The sequence below is a fragment of the Vibrio sp. 2433-A1 genome (assembly GCF_056726085.1).
Window position 1 is genome coordinate 22,892 of sequence record NZ_JBRESC010000022.1, and the last position, 22,511, is coordinate 45,402.

Sequence of the window (22,511 nt, forward strand, 5' to 3'; positions counted from 1 at the left end):
AAATTGGTTAAAAAGTAACGTTTTTATCAGTGCTACAAAACACTGTACAAACAAACAGTAGCACTCAAAAGTGCTACTGTTTTATCTATGTGGTTAAGACTCAAGCGCCTTAGTCACTTTTTCGAACAGATCTTTGGCGAGGTTATCCATAGATTTCAATGCTTCTAGCTCTGTTTTAATCAAAGCTTGGCGGTGTTCATCATACTTGCGGAATTTTAACAAAGGATCAATCAAACGAGACGCAACTTGAGGGTTACTGCTGTTTAGTTCACGTAGGATTTCTCCAGCGAACTTATAACCTTCACCACTCTTGGCATGGAAACGTACTGGGTTCATGTTTAAGAACGAACCAACTAAGCTGCGCGTTCGGTTCGGGTTTTTCAAGCTAAAGGCTTCATGGCCCATCGTCTGTTTTATCACATCAAGTACATTCTCAGCAGGGTTAGTACCTTGCAACGCAAACCACTTATCCATCACCAAACCATCGTGTTTCCACTTGTCACTGTAATCTTGCATTAACGATTCACGGCACTCTAATTGCGCACTGTTCGCGGCACTCATTGCTGCGATTGTATCTGTCATGTTGTTTGCGTCTGCGTATTGCATCTGTGCTAGCTCATTGCCTTGCTCGGTGTAAGCTAAGAAACTAAGTGCTGTATTACGTAGCGCACGTTGACCGATCGCCGCATGGTCGATCGAGTACACCGCCTGCTTAGAGCTATGGTAAATCGCACTTAACTCGTCACTCAGTTGTGTAGCAAGGAGCACTTTCAAAGCTTTTAGCACTTTAGCAACCGAATCAACATCGACTTGCTTGTACCAACCAGACACCTCATTAAAGCTTGGTAAAGAAAGCACTTCCGCAATAAATGCTGGCTCTAGTTCTTTTGACAGTAGAACACCACGGAATGCATCTACAACCGCATCAGATAGCTCAACTTCTTGTCCTGCTTGTACCTTAGTAACATTCGCTCGAATGTACTTAGCTAGAAGCATTTGACCCGCGTCCCAACGAGCAAATTCGTTGCGGGCGTGAACCATTAAGAAAATTAGCTCTTCATCGCTATAATCGTATTCAAGCTTCACTGGCGCAGAAAACTCGCGCAGTAATGACGGTACTGGTTTCTCTGCGACGTTTTCAAAAACGAAAGTTTGCTTAGCTTGAGTAACGTTCAGTACATTATGTACCGGCTCATTATTACAACGTAACTCAATCACACTGCCATTTTGAGTATATAGTTCTATATCAAACGGGATGTGTAACGCTTGCTTATCAGCCTGATCTTGAGTTGGCTCTGTTAACTGCTCTACCGTTAATGAGTAGGTTTGCTCAGCAGCATTATAGTCACTTGTTACTTTGACTGTCGGTGTACCCGATTGGCTATACCATAGACGGAACTGTTTAAGATCAACGCCCGTCGCGTCTTCCATTGCCGCGACAAAATCTTCACAGGTTGCCGCCGTACCATCGTGACGCTCAAAGTAAAGCTTCATACCCGCTTGGAAACCCTCTTCACCCAGTAGTGTATGCATCATACGAATAACTTCACTGCCTTTCTCGTAAACGGTAAGTGTGTAGAAGTTGTTCATTTCGATCACTTTGTCAGGTCGAATTGGGTGAGACATTGGGCTAGCATCTTCCGCAAATTGAGGACCACGGATGATGCGCACATTATTAATGCGATTAACCGCTCGTGAACCTAAATCCGACGAAAACTCTTGATCGCGGAATACCGTTAAACCTTCTTTCAAACTCAGTTGGAACCAGTCGCGGCACGTTACTCGGTTGCCAGTCCAGTTGTGGAAATATTCGTGACCAATTACCGCCTCAATACCTAGATAATCCGTGTCTGTTGCCGTTTTCTCGTTGGCCAATACAAACTTAGAGTTAAAGATGTTTAAACCTTTATTCTCCATTGCGCCCATATTGAAGAAATCTACGGCTACAATCATGTAGATATCAAGATCGTACTCTAGGCCGAAACGCTCTTCATCCCACTTCATTGAGTTAATCAGCGATGTCATTGCATGTGGCGCGCGATCCAAGTTGCCTTTATCAACAAAGATTTCAAGCTCAACATTGCGACCCGACTGAGTCACAAACTTATCGCGCAGTACATCAAAGTCACCGGCCACTAGCGCAAACAAGTACGCTGGCTTCGGGTGTGGGTCTTGCCATTGAACCCAGTGGCGACCACCGTCTAAATCACCTTGATCAATACGGTTACCGTTACTTAATAGGAATGGGTATTGACCTTTATCTGCGATAACTTTGGTCGTGTATTTCGCCAGTACATCTGGGCGATCCATGTAATAGGTGATGCGACGGAAGCCTTCAGCTTCACATTGAGTACAGAAAGCGCCACCCGACTTATATAAACCTTCAAGCGCCGTATTTGCTTCAGGGTCAATGAGTGTCTCTATGGTCAATTCGCATTCTGCAGGTAATTGGTGAATTTCTAATGCACCTTCCAACTCTTCGTACGCAGTCCAAACTTCTCCATTAACATGAATGCTCTTAAGCTTAAGGTCTTCACCTTCTAGACGAAGTGTCGTGCTCTCTTTGAGCTGTTTTACTTTTGACGTAGCGATTACGGTCGTCTCGTTATCATAGAGATCAAAAGTAAGATCGATATCAGTGATTGTATGAGACGGAGACTGGTAATCTTTGCGATATTTGGCTTGAGGAGTCTGAGCCATGTCTAAATCCTTCTGACTAATTTCATTGAAGTGCTCACCAAGGAATCTTGATGATAATAAATTGTGTATGATGAATAGCAGATAATGACTGCCTTTATTTGTTGCGTGTTAGCTTACAACTCTAAATAGAAAAAAACGAGGCTCTCTACAGAAATACCTCGTTTTTTGTCTATTGTTAACGTAAGACTCAAACTATTTGTCTATATTGTCATCAAACCTCACATTATTCGCCAAGTAGTGATTAGCGAATTCTGTTCAATACCGCATACATGGCACCTTGTTCCATTTCTAAGGTTAATGTATCGCTATCTAGCGTGTATTTGGTCTCATGCTCGCCATTTTCATATAGCAAAACTAAGTGCTCACCTTCAGTATAATAAACACCGCGGTGAATAGCTTCTTCCCCTTCGTCATTACTCACACGAAACATAAATTCGAAATCTGGTTGTAGAATTAAATCTAGCTGATGGACATCATTTGCCGATAGATCATCGCCACCGATTCTGGCGCTTGACCACATACCTGCTAATGAGTTCGAGAGTGCTTTAGTAAATACGACTCCATTGAGATTCAGTAAGTTATGGCTACCTGAATACTCATAAATTTGTGGTTCTGGAGTATTTAAGCCAAGAATCAGAGTGTCATCGCTCGCGGAATAGAACCCTTCCCAATGGTCTACAGAATAATCCCTTTTCTGAATGTCTATTTTAAAACTATAGTTGGAATCCAAAGTGAGCTTGATCGCCAAGAAGTTTTCTTGGGACTTTTCGGGGTTAGGATTTACGAGGTACCAATCACCTAACAAAAATGGTTGATCAAACTGTGTTAAATCGCTGTTATCACGAGTTTCATTACCAAATACTGAAAAGCACATAATCAGTAATATCAATCCAATTAATCTCATCGCTCGCCCCTCACTCTTTTCTTTAAGCTTAGGCACAGGCTGAGTAATTATCGAAAAAATTCGATCTAAATCACATAAAATATAAACATAAAAAAAGCGAGCTTAAGTAGCTCGCTTTCTATCTTACTAATTTAATTAAGATTTAATCATGTCGACCATGATGGCCACTGATTCATCTAAATAAGCATCTGGTGCCTCGTAATCCTTAGGCACATCATCCAACGTGCTAAAGGCTTCTTCACCAAGCGCTTTTTGTCGCTGATTGATTCTATCTAGACGTTTCTTATCCGCTTTATCACTTTCAGCCTTACGAGTTTTCTCATTTAATGACAAAGTATTATCATCTTTTTCAGCTTTGTATTTTTCAATATCTTCTGCTATGAAACGGAACTCAAGATCTTTCGCGATACGAACTTGGTGTTTAGCCGTCAGCTTGCCAATTAAACCTTCATTACGCTGTAACACCTGATATTTGGCTTTATCTATACTATCCCAAGGTAGCGCATTATCCTCGACGCTTTCCCCCGTTTCACTAGGGTCGACCGCTGTTGGGAAGGCAATATCTGGAACAACACCTTTATTTTGCGTACTACCGCCATTGATACGGTAGAATTTTTGAATCGTGTATTGAACGTAACCAAGTTCTTTATCGAAAAGGTCATAGATATGATTCAATGAGCGATGCTGTTGAACAGTACCTTTACCAAACGAGTTTTCACCAAGGACAATCGCCCTGCCATAATCTTGCATGGCTGCGGCAAAGATCTCTGATGCAGATGCACTGTATCGATTAATCAAAACCGTTAAAGGTCCTTTGTAGCTAATCTGCCCATCGGTATCACTGTTGACATTGACGCGACCGTAACTATCACGCACTTGCACTACTGGCCCACTTGTAATGAATAAACCAGACAATGCCGTAGCTTCGGTTAACGCACCACCACCGTTGTTACGTAAATCAACGATGATGCCATCAACGCCCTTCTCTTTCAGTTCGCTGATCAGTTTATCTGTATCTTTCGCTAAGCCTACGTAGAAGCTTGGCACTTCTAGTACACCTATCTTTTTGCCATCTTTTTCAATGACTTCAGATTTAACCGCTCGATCTTCTAAACGAATTTTATCTCGAACGATGGTAATGACTTCCGCTTTAACATCCTTACCTTCAGGCAAGATTTGCAGGTTAACTTTGGTTCCTTTCGGTCCCTTGATCAATTGAACAACATCATCTAAACGCCAACCAATTACATCAACAATCTTTTCTCCATCTTGACCGACACCAATGATACGGTCGCCTTCCGCTAACTGTTTACTATTGGATGCAGGTCCACCAGCAACAAGGGAGCGAATCACCGTGTAGTCATCAGTCATTTGTAGAACCGCACCAATACCTTCGAGAGATAGATTCATCTCTGTTTGGAATTGGTCTGCACTACGAGGAGAAAGGTAGCTAGTGTGAGGATCAACTTCGCGCGCAAACGCATTCATGTACAGCTGGAAAGCATCTTCATTGTGAGTTTGGCTCAGACGCTTAAGGGCATTGTTGTAACGCTTGCCTAAAACCTCTTTGATCTCATCCCAATTTTTGCCCGTTAGCTTTAAGTTAAGCGCATCGTACTTCACACGTTTGCGCCATAACTCATCAAGATCAGCTGTAGTTTGTGGCCAAGCCGCTTCACTTCGATCTAATTCAATAGTTTCATCATTATCAAAAGTCATCTCTTTATCGAGCAAGCTTAGCGCATACTGGAAACGCTCATAACGACGCTTAATCGAAAGATTGTAAACATCAAAAGCGATTTGGTTATCACCAGACTTCAATTGATCATCAAGTTGCGTTGACCAAGCATTAAATGAGTCGATATCTGCTTGAGTAAAAATATTGCGATTGAAATCAAGCATTTCGATATAGCGTTCAAAAATAGCCTGAGAAAACTGATCGTTTAACGAGAAGTGCTTGTAGTGAGAGCGAGTTAAGCGAGACGTGACACGTTTGCTTGCTGTCTCATGCTGAACTTCAGGAGCAAGGACGGGTAAGTCCTCAAGAGTAATATTTGCTTCTAGAGCATGGGCTGAAGAAGCTGCTAGCCATAGGCTAGCAGCAATCAGCGACAATTTTGAACGGCATTTCATGCGTAGGAGTGTCTCCTTTATGCGCGTAAATGCTCCGCTTTTACAACCATTTGTAGGCCGTTAGTCAGCTGAACACGCACATCTTCCTTATTGATTTCAACGATAGTCGCAGCCATATTTCCTTTGCCCATATTTACGTTTACTTGATTACCGACTTTTACTTCGTCAGCAGTCAGAGCGCGCGTCTCTACTGGCTTGCTGGCCTTTTGTACTTTGTTCTGTTGCGGACGACGAGCTTGAGGCTTCTTCGCCGCTGGTTTCGCTTTCGCTTTACCTTCTTCGCGAGCTTTCTGTGCTTGTTCTTTACGACGAGCTTGCACTTTAGCTTTGCTTTCAGCTAGTGCAGTTTTTGCGTGTTCTACGTGTTCTTCATCAAGCTCACCTGCTGGGTTGCCGTCTAAATCTACTCGTACTGCACCAGGCTTAACACCGTGAAGGTAACGCCATGATGAAGTGTACTGTCTTAACGCTGCACGAAGTTGAGTTTTGCTTACTTTCGGGTCATCAGTTAGACGCTCCGCAAGATCTTGAAAAATACCAATTTTAAGTGGCTTAGCTTCACCTTCTAAAGTAAAGCACTTAGGGAAACATTCAGCAATATATGCGATAACTTCTTTGCTGTTTTTTAACTTTTCAGTGTTTTCCATGTGGATTCCTGGTTATTGCGGCATGTCCGCGAGCATTAAGTATAAATATTTGAGGTATTATAGTGACCTGCAAGCGAAAAACCACACTCAATAATCAATTTATGCCTTGATAGCGTGTGAATTAAGCAGCTTTTCTACTTCGTTCATCAAAAAAATCAGTCCTTGCTCGTCAGTTTCGCTGAATCGCCCTACTTTTGGGCTATCAATATCCAAGACTCCAGCAACTTGACCATTGATTGAAAATGGAATCACTATCTCAGAGTTACTTTCCGCATCACAAGCGATGTGTCCTTCAAACTCATGCACATCATAAACGCGCTGAACACAATTTTCAGCCACTGCGGTTCCACAAACGCCTCGCCCTACTGGAATTCGCACACAAGCAGGTTTTCCTTGGAATGGTCCCAAGACCAACTCATCACCCTTCATTAAGTAGAAACCAACCCAGTTTAACTCTTCAAGCTCCATATTAAGTAGTGAGCTGATATTCGATAAGTTAGCAATTAGATCCGTTTCCGATTCAATAAGTGCGACCGCTTGCTTGGTTAAGCGGTGGAAATGTTCTATTTTCATAAGGTCTATACGTCCTACTATTCCATTTGAAAATTAGAGACTTCTAGCATGAATCTGCGTACAATCGCCGCAAACCATAAATAGTAAGCATTCTCATTATAATGATAGATAATCCCAACACTATTAGCCGTTCTTGGTTGATAACACAAGTAAAAAAGCACAAATCAAAGCTATTATTTGCCAACATTATTGCTCTACTAGCTACTTTGATTAGCGTGCCGATCCCTCTTCTTATGCCTTTAATGGTTGATGAGGTACTTCTGGATCAACCGGGAACAGGACTAGCCGTGATGGATATGGTTCTGCCTACTTCAATGCAAACACCGACAGGCTACATTTTTCTTACCCTACTACTTGTCGTCATCATGCGCAGCGCCAGCCAAGCATTAAGTATTGTACAAAGCCGGCAGTTCACCTTAGTTTCAAAAACCATTACCTACCAGATGCGCAGCAAAATGATTGACAAGCTTGGCCGCATCAGTATTCGTCAATATGAAACGCGCGGTAGCGGTGGTATTAATGCTCACTTAATTACCGATATAGAGACCATAGACCAGTTCATTGGCTCAACCTTAAGTAAGTTCCTCATCAGTCTACTCACAGTTATCGGTACCGCAGGCGTTCTTTTGTGGCTCGACTGGCGCCTTGGTCTGTTTATTTTATTGGTAAACCCTATCGTCATTTATTTCTCTCGTAAATTAGGTAGCAAAGTTAAGCACCTTAAAAAGAGAGAAAATCAGTCGTTCGAACGCTTTCAAAACCGCTTGGTTGAGACATTGGATGGTATCTATCAACTTCGTGCTGCCAACCGAGAGCGGGAGTTCCTTAATGAGCTAAAACGCCAAGCTGATCAAATACGTCATGATGCCGACAAATATGCTTGGCAGTCAGAGGCCGCTGGACGCGTCTCTTTCTTACTGTTTTTATTAGGCTTTGAGCTATTCAGAGCGGTAGCCATGCTTATGGTACTGTTTAGCGACCTAACCATCGGCCAAATATTCGCGGTGTTCGGTTATCTATGGTTTATGCTCTCGCCAGTACAAGAGCTATTAGGTATTCAATTCTCTTGGTACAGCGCAAAAGCCGCGCTAAAACGTATCAATGCCCTATTAGATCTTGAAGAAGAACACCGACCTTTGAGTCAGGTGAACCCATTTACTGATGATCGTGAAGTCGACATTGACATTCAAAACGTAAACTTCTCATATAATGAAGAAGCAAAAGTCTTATCTGACCTAAGCTTGACGATTCCCGCAGGCAAGAAAGTCGCCCTAGTTGGTGCCAGTGGCGGAGGTAAATCGACACTCATTCAGCTGCTCATCGGCGTCTATCAACAAGACTCGGGATCGATTAGATTTAATGGTCACACCACTGACGAAATTAGTTTTGACATAATTAGAGGACAAATAGCCGTTGTATTACAACAGCCTATACTTTTTAATGACACTTTAAGGCATAATCTGACCTTAGGTTCAGAATTTGATGACTTGCAGCTCTGGCGCGCTCTTGAGATAGCCCAAATGCAAGATGTTATTAATCAGTTGAGCGATGGGCTAGAAACACAAATCGGCCGTAGCGGTATCCGTTTATCGGGTGGACAAAGACAACGTTTGGCTATTGCTCGCATGGTTTTGAGCAACCCAAAATTTGTCATTCTAGATGAAGCGACATCAGCGCTTGATACTGCGACTGAAGCCGCGCTGCACAAAGCACTAACTGAATTTTTAAAAGGTCGTACAACCATGATCGTCGCGCATCGATTATCTGCCGTTAAACAAGCAGACTTAATTTATGTACTTGAAGATGGTCAAGTCGCGCAAGTGGGTACGCATGGAGAGTTGGTTGAACAACAAGGCTTATATCAAACCTTATATGGGAACGTGCAAACGCACGCTTAGCCCAAACAATCTAAACCTATTAGGAGAGAAGCGATGAGCTCCTCTTCTAAGCTTCATGCGCACTCTAGCAAACTCACCTCAGTAAGGTTATGTCACGGCTGTGAGCTGCCTGTCGATCTTGTCGAGGTTGAAAGAGGTAAAAGCGCACACTGTCCACGTTGTAATACGCATCTATATAGAGGAGGGACCCCTTCTCTATCTGGAAACCTTGCTATTGCCGTAGCGTGTCTTCTTCTGTTTATACCTTCTCACCTTTTTGATTTTATTAGTATTCGACTATTTGGGATGATGATCCCCGCAACATTGCCTTCAGGTGTCATGAGTCTGTTTAATGAAGGGTTTGTTCTACTCTCTATTTTAATTATATTTTGTAGCTCTATTGCGCCGTTACTGGTCTGTAGCTCAGTTGTCACCGCACATATCGCACTTAGGTATCGCGCATTTAAGTTGCTGAAACATTCGCTTTCAATTATTCAGCACTTAAAATCTTGGGTGATGATCGACGTATTTCTTGTCAGCATTGCTATTTCCTGCTTCAAGCTCCAAGACTATTCTGATATCTATGTGGGGCCAGGCCTCATCGGTTTAATTCTGCTGCAAGTCGCTACAATTTTATTAATAACTCGCGTTAGTGTTCGTCGCTACTGGGAAGCATTCCAACCAGAAGATAACTACCACCTACCAGAGAAAACGCTACACTGTCACAAATGTCATCTCTCGCAGCCTGAAGGTGAGTTCTGTGTACGTTGCCATAACCCTATTCACCACCGTAAGCCCTATTCAATTCAGAAAACGTGGGCCTATATAATTGCGGCGAGTATCGCAATCTTCCCTGCCAACCTGATTCCGATATCGATACTGCTGACTAATGGTAAACGTTTAGAAGATACTATTTTTTCTGGCGTCGCATCACTTGTGAATAGCGGTATGACTGGCATTGCTGTGATCATATTTGTAGCCAGTATTGTTGTGCCTGTCGCCAAGATTATTGGCCTCTCATATTTGTTACTGGCAATACAATTCAAAAGAAAGATCTATCACAAACACAGAATGTTTATATATTTTGTGATTAAGTGGATTGGACGTTGGTCGATGATGGACCTGTTTGTTATTTCGATCATGATGACCTTAGTCGATCGTGGTCAGATTCTCGATTTCACGCCCGGCTACGGTGCCGTGGCATTTGGCTTGGTGGTTGTTTTAACCATGCTAGCCGCAGAAAGTATGGATCCAAGATTAATTTGGGATAACTACCCTGATGAAGTTAAACAGAAAGAGTCTATAAATGAGTAATTCTTCTCCCACTCAAAACTCGTATTCACCGCATATAAAGCATAATAAAGGGATATCGCCACTCTGGCTGTTACCTATAATCACGATGGTGCTGGCAGGTTGGTTGGTATTTAAAGCGGTTCAAGATGCCGGGCAGCGAGTGCAGATCAATTTCTCTGATGCTCAGGGCTTAATCGCCGGGCGAACGACCATCCGATACCAAGGCCTCGAAGTAGGTATGGTCAAAGACATCAGCTTGGCAGAAGATCTTCAAAGTATTTATGTTGATGCGGATATTTACCCAGAAGCAACCAAGCTCTTAACTAAAGAGACACGCTTTTGGATGGTTAAACCGACCGCGAGTCTTTCCGGTGTATCTGGCCTAGACGCACTTGTATCTGGTAACTACATCGCAATTTCACCGGGTAACAACCCTTCTGAACCAGAGACAGAATTTACAGCTTTGGAACGAGCGCCATCAGATCTACTGGCTGAAGCTGGCCTCAATATTTCGCTCAAATCCCGCGATCTTGGCGGTATCTCTGTTGGCTCTAAAATCGTTTACCGCAAAATACCTATTGGTGAGGTTTACAGTTACCAACTTGATTCCGAGTCCAAAAACGTCATTATCCAAGCTTCAATCCAAGACGAATATCGCCACATCATCACTGATGACAGTCGTTTCTGGAATGTAAGCGGTATTGGTGCAAACATTGGCTTTGAAGGTATAGACGTACGTTTAGAAAGCTTGAGCGCACTTATTGGCGGCTCCATTGCGGTTGATTCACCGGATGGCGGTGAACCTGTCGCTGATAATACTCAATTTAAGCTTTACAAAGACATTAAGACGGCCGGTCGCGGTATTGCGATTCAAATCGCCTTACCCGATGGCAACAATATCAGCGCTTCAGGTGCACCGATTATGTACAGGGGCATAGAAGTTGGCCAAATCACCGACCTGCAATTAAGCGAAGGCCGTGAAGAAATCGTTGCCTCGGCCGCTATTCAACCGGCATTCAGCGATATGTTGACAACTGGAAGCCGCTTTATCCTTGAGGAAGCAAAGGTATCACTATCTGGTGTTGAGAATATCGCCAACATCGTTAAGGGCAATTTCTTAACTATCGTTCCTGGTGAAGGTGACCGCTCCCGTGCCTTCAGTGCTGTGCGAAAAGATGATTTCAATCGTCAGCAAGCGCGTTTGGTTTCACTACAACTCGTCGCAGAGAACTCTTACGGCCTTGATAAAGGTGCTAACATCCTTTATCGCGGAATCAGCATTGGCTCTGTCACTAAAGTCAGCCTAGCCAAAGATAAGGTTCACTTCGATATACTTATCGACAGTACCTACTCTTCGCTAATCAAATCTCAAAACCGATTCTTTGTGACTGGTAGCGCAAGCGCGGAACTCACCGAGTCCGGTTTAAACATCACTGTTCCGCCAGCAAAGCAACTATTAACTGGCTCAATTAGCTTCGTCAGTGAAGGAAAAGAGACGCCGCTAGAGACATACAAGCTCTATCCAAGTAAATCGTTAGCTGAGTTAGCCAAGTACAACATGTCAGGCTCTACTCAGCTCACGTTATTTGCCAACGAGCTACCACCGATTAGCAAAGGCAGCCCACTTCTATACCGTAATTTACAAGTCGGCACAGTTGCTGATTTTTACTTAGTTGACGGTGGCGTCATCATCACGGCAAGTATCGAGAATCAATACAAACACCTGGTGACCAACCAAACCGTATTTTGGAACCGCTCTGGTGTTGAAATCGATGCTAGCTTAGCGGGTGTGAGCGTCAAAGCCGCACCTCTGAAATCGCTTATCCAAGGTGGCATTGCGTTTGACTCACTCCCTGGAGTCGACAACAAACAAAACGGAAAATGGCTACTTTATGATGATTTCAAAACCGCTCGTAAGTTTGGCCAAGTGATCACGTTAAATTTTGAAGGGGAAAATACCTTATCTAAAGGTACAGTGATCAATTACAACGGAATCAAAGTCGGTGAAGTGACACTCGTCGCACCTAACTTTAAACACCACACTGTAGAGGTGAAGGCGCGTATTCTTCCAGAATATACCGACGCGATCGCTACTGAAGGCTCCTACTTCTGGCTACCGAAAGCTGAAGTCGGCTTACGCGGTGTGAAAAACATCCAAAACTTGCTGTCACAATCGATCAGCGTTCAACCGGGGCAAGGTAAGGCAAAGAGCACCTTTATCCTGCACAAGACTAAGAAAGCGACCCAAGGCGTTCAATTTACCCTCCAAAGTGAATCTAGAGGCTCGATCGCTATAGGTACACCCGTCCTTTATCGAGACATCGAAGTGGGTGAAGTGACGCACGTATCTCTTGGCGAGTTCGCTGATCGCATCGTATCTAAAATTGTTATTCAGCCTGAATATGCCTATTTAGTTCGACAAAACAGTGTATTTTGGAATGCGTCTGGCGTTGATGTCTCTATCGGCCTAACCGGAGCAAACATCAAAGCTGGAACGTTCGATAGCCTCATTCGTGGTGGGATCGCTTTCTCTACCCCTGAGCAGAGTCAGTTAGCGCCTATCGCAAAGGACGGCCATACTTTCTACCTAAACGCGAAAGCTGATGAAAGTTGGAAGGCATGGAGAACCGCGATTCCGAAACCATAATCAAAAAGAAAAACGCAGCCTAATCGCTGCGTTTTTTCTTTTAATTGGCTATAATCATCGCCCTTTCAAGCTTGTAGAGACAGAACCTTGCACCAGAATGTATATCTCCCTGCCGAATTCCTCAGCGAAATTGAAGCGATTCTTCCATCTCAACTTAACATGGAAGACTTTATCGCCGCTTGCCAACGTCCACTACGCAAAAGTATTCGTGTTAACACGTTAAAGATTTCGATTGATGCATTTTTAACCCGCGCTAAAAGCAAAGGTTGGCAATTGGAACCCGTTCCTTGGTGTGAAGAAGGTTTTTGGATTGAAGCTGATGAGTCTGAAGTGCCATTAGGTAATACAGCCGAGCACATGTCCGGGCTATTCTATATTCAAGAAGCCAGCTCTATGATGCCAGTATCGGCACTGTTTAATGACAAAGATGACCAGTTTAGTGCTGTGCTCGACATGGCGGCAGCACCGGGCTCTAAAACCACACAAATCGCCGCACAAATGGGGAATGTTGGTGTATTGGTAGCCAATGAGTTTTCTGCCAGTCGCGTAAAAGTTCTGCATGCCAATATTGAGCGTTGTGGCGTTCGAAATGCAGCCCTATCTAACTATGATGGCCGCGTATTTGGTGGTTGGTTACCAGAACAGTTTGATGCGGTATTGATTGATGCGCCATGCTCTGGCGAAGGCACTGTTCGTAAAGACGCTGATGCAATGAAAAACTGGACGAAAGAGTCAGTTATCTCTATTTCTGAGACGCAAAAAGATCTTATCGAAAGCGCGTTCCATGCACTAAAGCCAAATGGCGTGATGGTGTATTCGACTTGTACTCTTAGCATTGAAGAAAACCAACAGGTTTGTCTTCACCTAAAAGAAACTTTTGGTGACCTTGTTGAATTTGAAAGCCTAGCAGATCTGTTTACTGATGCGGATAAATCACTAACAGAAGAAGGCTTCCTCCATATCTTCCCACAGGTCTACGATTGTGAAGGTTTCTTTGTCGCGAGAATACGTAAAACAGGTTCGGTTGAGGCGCCAAAAGTTAAAAAGCGTTTAGGCAAGTTTCCATTTGAAAAAACAAGTGCAAAGATACAAAGCGATATTGCTAAGCAACTAAAACAGACACTGGATATTTCATTACCCGATGACGCATCTGTTTGGCTACGTGACAACGATGTTTGGCTGTTCCCGAACGCTTTAGAACCTATGCTTGGTGAGTTCCGCTTTTCGCGTATGGGAATCAAAATCGCAGAAGCTCACAAGAAAGGTTACCGTTGGCAGCACCAAGTCGCCACGACCCTTGCGACTGGCGAAGAGTCGATGTGTGTAGCACTTTCTATTGAGGATGCTCGTGAATGGTTTATGGGACGTGATGTTCGCCCAGCCGACCTTTCTGGTAAAGGTGAAGTGTTCGTAAAATTTGATAACGATGTGATTGGCTTAGGAAAATGGGTGGGTAATCGAATTAAGAATGGGTTACCAAGAGAACTGGTAAGAGATAAAAACCTATTCTAAATTGTAAAACATTAGTATGAAATTCTACAGTATCCGCGCAAACTCCAGATATTGTACTAGAATTAAATTATTGATTTGAGGTATCAGCCAATTAGCTCAGGCTCAATGTGAGCCCTTCCCCAGGCCCATAGCAGGATCAGCTTTGGGCCACTTTTTTAAGCCGCCCAACTCAGCGGCTTAAAAGTGACGAGATAAATGTTAAGCTAAACGAATACCTTCTTTATCGATAACAATCTTACCTTGCTTGTAGAGGCCACCGATGGTCTTTTTGAATGTGCCTTTACTGGTTCTAAATGCAGCAAAGATCGCTTCTGGCGAAGACTTATCATTGAGTGGAAGGAAGCCACCTTTTTTCTCCAGTAGATCCATCACTTTTTGGCTCAAGTCGTCCATCTTCTCTACACCAACCTTTTGTAGCGATAGGTCAATTTTGCCATCTTCACGAATGTTCTTGATGTAACCCTTCAGTTGTTTACCAATGAACAGCTTTCCAAACACATCTGACTTAAAGATCATGCCCCAATGTTCACCTTCAACAATCGCTTTAAAGCCCAAGTCGCTGCGTTCAGCAATGATCAGGTCAACTTGTTGGTTACGCGTGTAATTTGCCGGTGTTTTGTCTAATAGCTTATTAAACTTAGTCGTACCAACGATACGACCTGAGGCTTTGTCTGTATAAACGTAGACTAATACGTTTTGGCCTTCAGAAAAGCGAGCACGCTGCTCACTGAATGGGATAAGTAGGTCTTTACCTTTAATGCCCCAGTCCGCAAATGCGCCAGTTGCATTTACGCCTTCGATCTTCATAAGACCCCATTCACCCACTTGGGCAATTGGAGTTTCAGTTGTGGCGACTAACTGACTGTCAGAATCAAAGTATAAAAACGCATCAACGAAACCACCCACTTCTGTACCTTCAGGAACAAAACGTTTTGGTAATAAGGTTGTGCCGTAATCCTCTGCATCAAGGAATACGCCAAAATCGGCTGTTTTTACTACTTCTAAGTGGTTAATCTGACCAACTTTAATCATTTCAACTGTCTCTTGTTAAATTTGCGGTGATTATAGCGAATCTCTGTTATGCTTGCGCCAGATATTTAGTACTTTTTTTAGGAGCTTTATTTGTTAACCGTTGATAAGCAGGACGGCATAACTCTCAAAATTTCACATGCAATGGCAGCAACCAAAAAGTCAGACCTCGACTTGTATTTTTTCGTCCCTGGCGAACTTGGGCTGTCCCCTGACGTTATCAAAGAGAGTGAGTTCTACTACGAGTCTATTACTCAAAAACGCGCTTACTACAGTGACAAAACGCTCTTGCCTTTGGTCCACAGTCGACTCGCTAAACGAGGCCGACTTTCTACAACTCAATACCGTGTAAGTTTGAGTCTCTTCGCCTATCAATACGTCATCGCATTAGACAAAGCGGTCAACGAGCTCAACAAGCACAATAAAGAAAGTGTCACGACTGATGAAGTCGACGAGGTTATCAAGCTCTCACTCGACATCCTAAAAAAACTACGCCGTGGTATCCCTTACGAAGAAAGCTTAAAGCGTTACTACGCCAATATCGATAATTACTTGTCTTGGTATACTGGCCAACGCCTGATGTCGCTGGTGGCGCACATGCCTCGTGATAGCGAATATAAAAGCTTAAAAGAAAGCTTATTGGCGATCGTCGAAAAAGAAGCCGCCCATAGAAAGCTAAATAACTACAACTCGAAGAGTGTACGTGACGACGTAACGCGATTAAGTAACAAAATGCGCTTACTACGCCGATTGATTGAGCACCCTGTTGTCCTACAGGAAAAAACTCAATCACTGGGTAAAAACATGAAACGCGTTGTTAAAGGCGGAGCGACTGGATTCGTGATGGTGTTCGTTACCATCACCGCAATTCTTGCACGCGACTACTGGGGTGAAATCACCGCTTCATTTATCGTTCTTATGTCATTCGTTTACGCATTGCGTGAAATCTTTAAAGACGACCTTCGCGACGTTATGTGGCGATGGATTCGTAAAGGTCGCCCTAAATGGCGTAAATTGTACTTAGACCCTACAACTAAAAAAGCCGTTGGACAAAAGCTCGAGTGGTTAGATTACAAGGTTCTCGATAAGTTACCTGACCGCATTAAATCAATTCGCAAAAAGCGTGTGGTACAAAGAGAAGAGCAGATCCTTCACTACAGCTCTAAAACGGAGATGTCGACTTCAAAGTTCATGAGTGGCTATGAGGAAACACGCGAATCAATCTTGGTCAGCATGCGCGAACTGACCCGCTTAATGGACAAAGGCTCGAACAAAGTCTACACCCATAACAACGGTCAAGTTAGCCGCGAGTCTGTCGAGAAACGCCATCTAATCAACCTCATCGCCAAAGAAAACAATCACAACGGCCAAATAAAATACTACCGTTGGAAAATTGTTTTAAATCGAAGCAAAATCGTCGCTGTTGAGCAAATGGAAGTCGAAGAGGTTAATCACCCTTTCGCTTCAGTGACAGAGTAAGATAAAACTCCGCCATTGGCTCATCGCCATGAAGTGATGGGCAGATGGCGGTGATTTTGACCGTTTCATTCACTCTCTCTCCAGTATCAAACGTTCGCTTAAGCATCTGATCGATCTGTTTGCCATCTTCACATATGAAATGAACGTCAGCTTCTGGGCGCTTTAGAAACTGTCCTTCAACCGCTTTAAACGCTAGTGATACTTTTCTACCACTGTCTTGCGCTTTGCTCATTGCCATAAAGCCACCAGCAACATCAGCCCCAACCGCTAAAACACCAAAATACATGCTGTTTAAATGGTTCTTTGTGCGTCGTCTGATCGGAATCTTAACTTCAACTCGCTCGTCATCTAGATGAAGAATCTTCGGTCTTGCTAACCATATGAAGGGAACTTTAAAAAAACCAAAGTAGTTTAGGTATAAGTTTGCTTTAGTAAGTGGAGATAACATGCGACTAGTCCGACCAGTAAGTATGTGACTAGTTGATAATGAAAAAAGGTCAATGTCAACAATTTGTTAACATTGGCCTTGAAAAATAGTACCCTCTTAAACATTAAAGTTACGGCGTCACTACGACATCCACATTGTCATATTCAGATACTGTTTCTTGAATGCGAGCATATTGCGCTAATGCATTGCTGCAAAGAACAACAGGTTTATTGCTGTTATGAGCCGACTTAACCACTTGCTCTATCAGTTGGATAACCGCATCACTTTGAGGATCAAAAAGGTATTCAAGCTCTTCACTTAGGCGGTCGATGCCAAGTGTAAATTGTGCGAGATTTTCTAGGTTAATTGCGACACCATCAAAGTAATGCAGCAATTTTTCAGAAAGTAGCGCGCCTGCTGGCACATCAACGGTATAAAGCACCTTGAACCCATTCAAACCGCGAGGAAGCCCCTGCTCGGCAAGTAAATCAATGATTTTCGCTGCATCAGAGAGCCCACGAACAAAAGGAACCACGACCTCAACATTGTAATCTTGCGCCTGTAGTGCCTTTATCACCTTACATTCGAGTGCAAACTGATGATTAAATGGCTGCGTTGCAAATCGAGAGACACCTCTAACACCAAGAGCGGGGTTAGTTTCTTGTAACTCTACTTTGCCCCCAAGCAGTGAGCTAAAGCTGTAGCTATCTGCACCACTTAAACTCACACGAACGGCTGCATGATTAGGCTTAATTGCTGAAAGGATCTGGTTTGTTAGGGTTGATACAAAGTGCGTCTCAACGTCTAGGTCACCTAAAATAGCGTTGATTGAGGCGGCTTCCGTCTCACCCAATGGCTCTTTCGACTCACTATAAGTTGGGTGATAAAAAACATGCTCTAGAATCAATTCAGATAAAGATACAAACAAATGAGAGCCCTCAGATTCCGTATCTAATGTTGGGAGTGGCTCACCAATGTTTAAGGAAGGATGCAAACTGCTCGAACTATTTTGACTCATTACTGCTCCGTGCAAACATTTTGTTGTGTTTATAACCTTCAACATACCGCTCGACTTACTCTAACACAAGGGTAGATCAGCATTTTTACTTTACGTAAGTGCATAATTTTTCAGATTTACACCCCGATAGAGATAAGATTAACGATAAGTGGTTTATTCCTAGGTTGGTTTCCGCTATCTTTACCGCTTCGCAATAGAAATACAGGCTGTGGTATGCCACTTAAAACCGATGAATTAAGAACCCAACCACTGGGTCCAATGCCAACTCCGGCAGAACTAGGAAGCGCGCATCCGATTACGGACGAAGTCGCAGAGCGCATTGCACAGTCACGTCGTCAAATTGAAAACATTCTTTCAGGGGAAGACCAACGCCTATTGGTGATCGTCGGCCCTTGTTCAGTGCATGACACAGAAGCTGCTATTGATTACGCTGAGCGTCTAGCGGCAATTCAAGATCAGTACAAAGATGAACTCTTCGTCGTTATGCGTACTTACTTTGAGAAGCCACGTACTGTTGTTGGTTGGAAAGGTCTTATTACCGACCCTAACCTTGATGGCTCTTACGCTCTTGAAGCTGGCTTAAACAAAGCGCGCAAATTGCTTTTAGATATCAACAAACTTGGCCTAGCGACTGCCACCGAGTTCCTAGATATGATTACTGGTCAGTACATTGCTGATCTAATCACTTGGGGCGCGATTGGCGCTCGTACAACAGAGTCACAAATCCACCGTGAGATGGCTTCTGCGCTATCTTGCCCTGTTGGATTTAAAAACGGTACGAACGGCAACATCAAAATCGCTATTGATGCTATTCGCGCATCTCAAGCATCTCACTACTTCTACTCACCAGATAAAAATGGCCGCATGACTGTTTATCGCACCAGTGGTAACCCGTTTGGTCACGTTATTTTACGTGGTGGTGAAACAGGTCCTAACTTCGATGCTGAATCTGTTGATGCAGCATGTAAGCAACTTGGCGAATTCGGTCTACCTAAGCGTTTGGTTGTTGATTTCAGCCACGCTAACTGTCAAAAGCAACACCGTAAGCAATTGGATGTAGCCAAAGACATCTGTGAGCAAATCAAATCTGGTAAGAACCAAGTTGTTGGTATTATGGCAGAGAGCTTCATTCTTGAAGGAAATCAGCCAATGAATGATCTAGACAACCTTACTTACGGACAGTCTATTACCGACCCATGTTTAGGTTGGGAAGATACAAGCACCATGCTTGAAATGTTAGCTAACGCAGTTAAAGCCCGTTCATAATTAAAAGGATTCCAACATGCCATCATTTGATATTGTATCTGAAGTCGATTCAGTAGAACTTCGTAATGCAGTCGATAATGCTTCACGTGAACTTTCAACGCGTTTTGATTTCCGTGGTGTTGAAGCATCTTTTGAAATGCAGAAAGACGAGTCAGTTAGATTAAACGCTGAAGGTGACTTCCAGCTTAAGCAAATGCGTGACATTTTACGCGGTAACTTAGCGAAACGCGGTGTTGATGCAAATTCAATGGATGCGAAAAGCGAAGAAGCGACAGGCAAAAACTGGCATCAAATTGTTCTCTTTAAACAAGGCATCGAAACGCCAATGGCGAAAAAGATCGTTAAGTTAATTAAAGACAACAAAATGAAAGTTCAGGCTTCAATTCAGGGCGAGAAAGTTCGTGTAACGGGTAAAAAGCGTGATGACCTACAAGCGGTTATCGCACTTATTCGCGATGCAGAGCTTGGTCAACCGTTCCAATATGAGAACTTCCGTGACTAACTCAAGCTAGTTCAAATAAAAAGGCCAGATACTTTTTTGTATCTGGCCTTTTTTATTTTTGGCTTCCCAGTGCGATAATCGTGTCTGAACCTTGTATAAAGGTAACGTTTGTCGATTGAGGCGCAAGCAACACCACTATCCGTTTATCTTCGTTCTTGGCAACTTCTAACTGGGTGGATAAATCTGCTTGATTGGAAAACTCTAGACGCTCTGCATCTCGCCTAACTAAATCTACAAACGCAAATGGACATTGACTATCGAATAGAACGATTTCCGCTTGTTGCATCAATCGTAGCGCTTTTAACGTAAGTAGCTCTACGTCATTGCCATGCTCAATCCAGGTCACCGATCCTTTTCGGCTAAAACCAACTTCTAATGCATTTTGATACGCCGTTTCTAACATAGCATTGGTACTGGCATTATCGACATCTGGACGGGCGAAGAACATTTCCCAAAACTTACGACGCTCATCGACTGTAGGTAATTTTTCTTTTATGTCATTACGCTTAGACGCGGCAAAATCTGCCTGCAGAGATAAGTTTTGCGGTAGTACTGCTTCTATCTTCTCGCGCATATTACGTATCAGTACAGGCGCAGCGCCGCCACTGGAAATCGCGAGCTGAATGCGGCCTCTGTTAATCATCGAGGGGGTAATGAAATCACAATAAGGTAAATCGTCAACGACATTGACTAAAATCCCTTTTCGCTTCGCGTCACGGTGTACCTGATGATTCAAACTAGGGTTATCTGTTGTCGCCCAAACCTGCACGTAGGACGTTTCAAGTAATTCTTCAGAATAAAAACCTTGAATCCACTGACACTCGCCTTTGTCGATCAATTGACTTAAATACTCTTCTACTTGAGGGGAGACGATCGTCACACTCGCTCCTGCCCTCACTAGGCTATCCACTTTACGACTCGCAACTTCACCACCGCCAACAACTAAGACGGGTTTATGGTTCAAATTCACGAATAGAGGAAAATACTGCATTTCATTCCTTGATGTGTATAAGGGGCTGTTCTACTGATACTACCAAAAACAAGCGATAACGTAGATGCCCTTTCTTTCACCTGACCAACATATAACCAAATTTTCTATGATCTTTAGTTAGATATTCCAGAAATATATGGCTTGTATAATTATCAAATCTAAAATCATTGATAATTTTATCACACCAGTCTGTCATTTCTATTTTGTGAACTTATACACTATTTACATTGCCTTAACATTTCGCCATTCTAATGTCTGTCAGGAAATGTGAGTTCATTCAAAAATCTTTTTAAATTATAGAGTTGTGAAAACACAATTCCTTTCCTACGCTTATAACTGGTTGATTTAACAAAGACTCAATAAAGAGCACTGCAACCAAACAAATAATGAAACACAACAGAGCTTAATCGTTGCATCGAGGAATCTCGATTTAACACGGATCATACAGGAAGGATACAAATGGCACATAAACTAACACTTCTTGCTTCAGTTGTAGCAGCATCTACTGCACTGATGTCTACTGGCGCTTCTGCAGCAGATAGCACGCTTGATAAAGTAACTAAACAAGGCTTCTTAACTTGTGGTGTAAGTACTGGCTTGCCAGGCTTCTCTAACCCGAACTCTAAAGGCGAATGGGAAGGCATCGACGTAGAATACTGTCAAGGTCTTGCAGCTGCCGTTTTGGGCGATAAGACAAAAGTTAAATACGTACCGCTAACAGCAAAAGAGCGTTTCACTGCCCTACAATCTGGTGAAATCGACGTGCTTTCTCGTAACACAACATGGACGCTACACCGTGATACAGCACTTGGTCTTAACTTCGTTGGTGTAAACTACTACGATGGTCAAGGCTTCATGGTTAAGAAAGATCTTGGCCTTACAAGTGCTAAAGAGCTAGATGGCGCTTCTGTATGTGTTCAGTCTGGTACAACGACTGAGCTTAACCTAGCAGACTACTTCCGTAATAGCGGTATGTCTTACAAGCCAGTGGTATTTGATACAGCAGCTCAAACATCTAAAGGTTTCGATGCTGGCCGTTGTGACGTACTAACAACTGACCAATCAGGTCTTTACGCTCTTCGTCTAAACCTTCAAGACCCATCTTCAGCGCAAGTACTACCAGAAATCATTTCTAAAGAGCCACTAGGTCCAGTAGTTCGTCAAGGTGATGACCAGTGGTTCAACATCGCTAAGTGGACACTTGCTGCAATGGTGAACGCAGAAGAGTACGGCATTTCTTCTAAGAATGCTGACGAAATGCTCAAGTCTAAAGATCCAAACATCAAACGTATCCTAGGTGTCGATGGCCCTAAAGGTAAAGGCCTAGGTATCCGTGATGACTGGGGTTACCAAGTGATTAAGCAAGTAGGTAACTACGGTGAGAGCTTCGAGCGTACAGTTGGTGAAGGTTCACCTCTGAAAATCTCTCGTGGCGTGAACGCTCTGTGGAATGCAGGCGGCTTCATGTACGCTCCACCAATCCGTTAACTTTTAGAGTTACAACACAAAATGG

The 22,511-nt window shown here is 43.3% G+C and carries 17 protein-coding genes; 8 read left to right on the plus strand and 9 right to left on the minus strand.

What is annotated here, in order from left to right:
- Positions 1-93: 93 nt before the first annotated feature.
- The 5 genes from pepN to ACU01J_RS18080 form a co-directional block, all read right to left on the minus strand.
- Positions 94-2,700, minus strand: a complete 2,607-nt coding sequence (gene pepN / locus ACU01J_RS18060) for an aminopeptidase N (RefSeq protein WP_481086955.1) — start codon at positions 2,698-2,700, stop codon at positions 94-96.
- Between the two features lie 241 nt (positions 2,701-2,941).
- Complete coding sequence (locus ACU01J_RS18065) at positions 2,942-3,604, minus strand: hypothetical protein (RefSeq protein WP_481086956.1); 663 nt, start codon at positions 3,602-3,604, stop codon at positions 2,942-2,944.
- Between the two features lie 135 nt (positions 3,605-3,739).
- Positions 3,740-5,737 carry a carboxy terminal-processing peptidase gene (gene prc, locus ACU01J_RS18070; protein ID WP_481086957.1) on the minus strand — a complete coding sequence of 666 codons (1,998 nt, stop codon included), beginning with the start codon at positions 5,735-5,737 and terminating at the stop codon, positions 3,740-3,742.
- A gap of 17 nt (positions 5,738-5,754) precedes the next feature.
- Positions 5,755-6,384, minus strand: coding sequence for an RNA chaperone ProQ (gene proQ, locus ACU01J_RS18075; protein WP_053440416.1), 630 nt, complete (start codon positions 6,382-6,384; stop codon positions 5,755-5,757).
- A 99-nt stretch (positions 6,385-6,483) separates the two neighbouring features.
- On the minus strand, positions 6,484-6,957 hold the full coding sequence (locus tag ACU01J_RS18080; RefSeq protein ID WP_481086958.1) for a GAF domain-containing protein: 474 nt from the start codon (positions 6,955-6,957) through the stop codon (positions 6,484-6,486).
- Between the two features lie 101 nt (positions 6,958-7,058).
- Here ACU01J_RS18080 and ACU01J_RS18085 point away from each other — a divergent pair, with 101 nt between their 5' ends.
- From ACU01J_RS18085 to rsmF, 4 genes are all read left to right on the plus strand, one after another.
- The gene (locus tag ACU01J_RS18085) at positions 7,059-8,855 is read left to right on the plus strand and encodes an ABC transporter ATP-binding protein (RefSeq protein WP_481086959.1); all 1,797 of its coding nucleotides are present in this window, start codon (positions 7,059-7,061) and stop codon (positions 8,853-8,855) included.
- Positions 8,856-8,888: 33 nt separating this feature from the next.
- Positions 8,889-10,148, plus strand: a complete 1,260-nt coding sequence (locus tag ACU01J_RS18090; protein ID WP_481086960.1) for a PqiA/YebS family transporter subunit — start codon at positions 8,889-8,891, stop codon at positions 10,146-10,148.
- Positions 10,141-12,774, plus strand: a complete 2,634-nt coding sequence (locus tag ACU01J_RS18095) for an MlaD family protein (protein ID WP_481086961.1) — start codon at positions 10,141-10,143, stop codon at positions 12,772-12,774. Before ACU01J_RS18090 ends, ACU01J_RS18095 begins: the two co-directional genes overlap by 8 nt.
- Before the next feature lie 87 nt (positions 12,775-12,861).
- A complete protein-coding gene (rsmF, locus tag ACU01J_RS18100; protein ID WP_481086962.1) occupies positions 12,862-14,286 on the plus strand; it encodes a 16S rRNA (cytosine(1407)-C(5))-methyltransferase RsmF in 1,425 nt (474 codons plus the stop codon).
- Positions 14,287-14,484: 198 nt separating this feature from the next.
- Here rsmF and ACU01J_RS18105 read toward each other — a convergent pair whose 3' ends face one another.
- Positions 14,485-15,318 carry a CvfB family protein gene (locus ACU01J_RS18105; protein WP_481086963.1) on the minus strand — a complete coding sequence of 278 codons (834 nt, stop codon included), beginning with the start codon at positions 15,316-15,318 and terminating at the stop codon, positions 14,485-14,487.
- A 90-nt stretch (positions 15,319-15,408) separates the two neighbouring features.
- Here ACU01J_RS18105 and ACU01J_RS18110 point away from each other — a divergent pair, with 90 nt between their 5' ends.
- Complete coding sequence (locus ACU01J_RS18110) at positions 15,409-16,794, plus strand: hypothetical protein (protein WP_481086964.1); 1,386 nt, start codon at positions 15,409-15,411, stop codon at positions 16,792-16,794.
- Here ACU01J_RS18110 and ACU01J_RS18115 read toward each other — a convergent pair.
- Together ACU01J_RS18115 and ACU01J_RS18120 are read right to left on the minus strand one after the other, a co-directional pair.
- A complete protein-coding gene (locus tag ACU01J_RS18115; protein WP_481086965.1) occupies positions 16,763-17,242 on the minus strand; it encodes a PaaI family thioesterase in 480 nt (159 codons plus the stop codon). The two genes, ACU01J_RS18110 and ACU01J_RS18115, sit on opposite strands and share 32 nt — an antisense overlap.
- A 109-nt stretch (positions 17,243-17,351) precedes the next feature.
- Positions 17,352-18,239: a putative PEP-binding protein gene (locus ACU01J_RS18120; protein WP_481086966.1), complete on the minus strand. Its 888-nt coding sequence runs from the start codon at positions 18,237-18,239 to the stop codon at positions 17,352-17,354.
- 213 nt (positions 18,240-18,452) lie between these two features.
- On the opposite strand from ACU01J_RS18120, the gene ACU01J_RS18125 reads away from it, so the two are divergent.
- Both ACU01J_RS18125 and ACU01J_RS18130 read left to right on the plus strand, forming a co-directional pair.
- Positions 18,453-19,505, plus strand: a complete 1,053-nt coding sequence (locus ACU01J_RS18125) for a 3-deoxy-7-phosphoheptulonate synthase (RefSeq protein ID WP_481086967.1) — start codon at positions 18,453-18,455, stop codon at positions 19,503-19,505.
- A 16-nt stretch (positions 19,506-19,521) separates the two neighbouring features.
- Positions 19,522-20,007: a YajQ family cyclic di-GMP-binding protein gene (locus ACU01J_RS18130; protein WP_053440406.1), complete on the plus strand. Its 486-nt coding sequence runs from the start codon at positions 19,522-19,524 to the stop codon at positions 20,005-20,007.
- Between the two features lie 52 nt (positions 20,008-20,059).
- Here ACU01J_RS18130 and ACU01J_RS18135 read toward each other — a convergent pair whose 3' ends face one another.
- Positions 20,060-20,998 (minus strand): precorrin-2 dehydrogenase/sirohydrochlorin ferrochelatase family protein, encoded by a 939-nt coding sequence (locus tag ACU01J_RS18135; protein ID WP_481086968.1) that lies wholly within the window; start codon positions 20,996-20,998, stop codon positions 20,060-20,062.
- 459 nt (positions 20,999-21,457) lie between these two features.
- On the opposite strand from ACU01J_RS18135, the gene ACU01J_RS18140 reads away from it, so the two are divergent.
- Entirely contained in the window at positions 21,458-22,486 is a 1,029-nt protein-coding gene (locus tag ACU01J_RS18140; RefSeq protein WP_481086969.1) for an amino acid ABC transporter substrate-binding protein, read from the plus strand.
- Positions 22,487-22,511: the final 25 nt, after the last annotated feature.

What these genes read in the sequence shown, in the direction of transcription:
- pepN (WP_481086955.1), bottom strand. Translation starts at nt 2,700, where the DNA reads ATGGCTCAGACTCCTCAAGCCAAATATCGCAAAGATTACCAGTCTCCG.
- ACU01J_RS18065 (WP_481086956.1), bottom strand. Translation starts at nt 3,604, where the DNA reads ATGAGATTAATTGGATTGATATTACTGATTATGTGCTTTTCAGTATTT.
- prc (WP_481086957.1), bottom strand. Translation starts at nt 5,737, where the DNA reads ATGAAATGCCGTTCAAAATTGTCGCTGATTGCTGCTAGCCTATGGCTA.
- proQ (WP_053440416.1), bottom strand. Translation starts at nt 6,384, where the DNA reads ATGGAAAACACTGAAAAGTTAAAAAACAGCAAAGAAGTTATCGCATAT.
- ACU01J_RS18080 (WP_481086958.1), bottom strand. Translation starts at nt 6,957, where the DNA reads ATGAAAATAGAACATTTCCACCGCTTAACCAAGCAAGCGGTCGCACTT.
- ACU01J_RS18085 (WP_481086959.1), top strand. Translation starts at nt 7,059, where the DNA reads ATGATAGATAATCCCAACACTATTAGCCGTTCTTGGTTGATAACACAA.
- ACU01J_RS18090 (WP_481086960.1), top strand. Translation starts at nt 8,889, where the DNA reads ATGAGCTCCTCTTCTAAGCTTCATGCGCACTCTAGCAAACTCACCTCA.
- ACU01J_RS18095 (WP_481086961.1), top strand. Translation starts at nt 10,141, where the DNA reads ATGAGTAATTCTTCTCCCACTCAAAACTCGTATTCACCGCATATAAAG.
- ACU01J_RS18105 (WP_481086963.1), bottom strand. Translation starts at nt 15,318, where the DNA reads ATGATTAAAGTTGGTCAGATTAACCACTTAGAAGTAGTAAAAACAGCC.
- ACU01J_RS18115 (WP_481086965.1), bottom strand. Translation starts at nt 17,242, where the DNA reads ATGTTATCTCCACTTACTAAAGCAAACTTATACCTAAACTACTTTGGT.
- ACU01J_RS18120 (WP_481086966.1), bottom strand. Translation starts at nt 18,239, where the DNA reads ATGAGTCAAAATAGTTCGAGCAGTTTGCATCCTTCCTTAAACATTGGT.
- ACU01J_RS18125 (WP_481086967.1), top strand. Translation starts at nt 18,453, where the DNA reads ATGCCACTTAAAACCGATGAATTAAGAACCCAACCACTGGGTCCAATG.
- ACU01J_RS18130 (WP_053440406.1), top strand. Translation starts at nt 19,522, where the DNA reads ATGCCATCATTTGATATTGTATCTGAAGTCGATTCAGTAGAACTTCGT.
- ACU01J_RS18135 (WP_481086968.1), bottom strand. Translation starts at nt 20,998, where the DNA reads ATGCAGTATTTTCCTCTATTCGTGAATTTGAACCATAAACCCGTCTTA.
- ACU01J_RS18140 (WP_481086969.1), top strand. Translation starts at nt 21,458, where the DNA reads ATGGCACATAAACTAACACTTCTTGCTTCAGTTGTAGCAGCATCTACT.